The sequence below is a fragment of the Agromyces binzhouensis genome, from assembly GCF_004135055.1.
GTDB lineage: Bacteria > Actinomycetota > Actinomycetes > Actinomycetales > Microbacteriaceae > Agromyces > Agromyces binzhouensis.
Genome location: NZ_SDPL01000692.1, coordinates 1 through 956, shown reverse-complemented (window position 1 = coordinate 956; position 956 = coordinate 1). Strand labels below are relative to the sequence as shown.

The window sequence follows — 956 nt, the reverse complement described above, 5'->3', positions numbered from 1 at the left end:
GGCCGCCGACGAGCCCGCCGCGCTCGCCCGCACCGCGGCCGCGGGCCTCGACGCCCGCGCTGGTGCGAACCTCGTGCGGTTCATCGCCGACCAGCGCGAGGCGACGCGCATCGTGCCCGACCACGAGCACCTCGTCGTCGAGCGCTTCCGCGACGAGCTCGGCGACTGGCGGATCGTGCTGCACTCGCCGTACGGCATGCGCGTGCACGCCCCGTGGGCCCTCGCGGTCGACGCACGCGTCCAGGAGCGCCTCGGCGTCGAGGCGCACGCCGTCGCGAGCGATGACGGGATCGTGCTGCGCATCCCGGACGCGGCCGACGAACCGCCAGGGAGCGAGCTGTTCGAGTTCGACGCGGAGGAGCTCGCGCAGCTCGCGACCGAGCGCGTCGGCGACTCGGCGCTCTTCGCCTCCCGCTTCCGCGAATGCGCCGCGCGCGCCCTGCTCCTGCCGCGGCAGAACCCGGGGCGCCGCTCGCCGCTCTGGCAGCAGCGGCAGAAGGCCTCCCAGCTGCTCGAGGTCGCACGCGACTACCCCGACTTCCCGATCGTGCTCGAGGCCGTCCGCGAGTGCCTCCAGGACGTCTACGACCTGCCCGCCCTCACGGCGCTCGCCGAGCGCATCAGGGGGCGACGGGTCCGGTTCGTGGATGTCGCGACCGAGACCGCCAGCCCGTTCGCGGCGAGCCTGCTCTTCGGCTACGTGGGCGCGTTCATGTACGAGGGCGACGCCCCGCTGGCCGAGCGCCGCGCCGCCGCGCTGTCCCTCGACCCCGGCCTGCTGGCGGAGCTGCTCGGCACGGTCGAGCTGCGCGAGCTGCTCGACCCCGCCGTCGTCGACGAGACCGAGCGGATGCTGCAGCGGCGCCATCCGGACCGCCTCGCCCGCGGCGAGGAGGGCGTCGCCGACCTGCTGCGCGAACTCGGGCCGCTCACGCCGGCCGAGGTCGGCGAGCGCG

1 pseudogene is annotated in these 956 nt (G+C 75.6%); it reads left to right on the top strand.

What is annotated here, in order from left to right:
• A pseudogene (locus ESO86_RS17690) lies at nucleotides 1-956 on the top strand (ATP-dependent helicase); the annotation flags it as partial.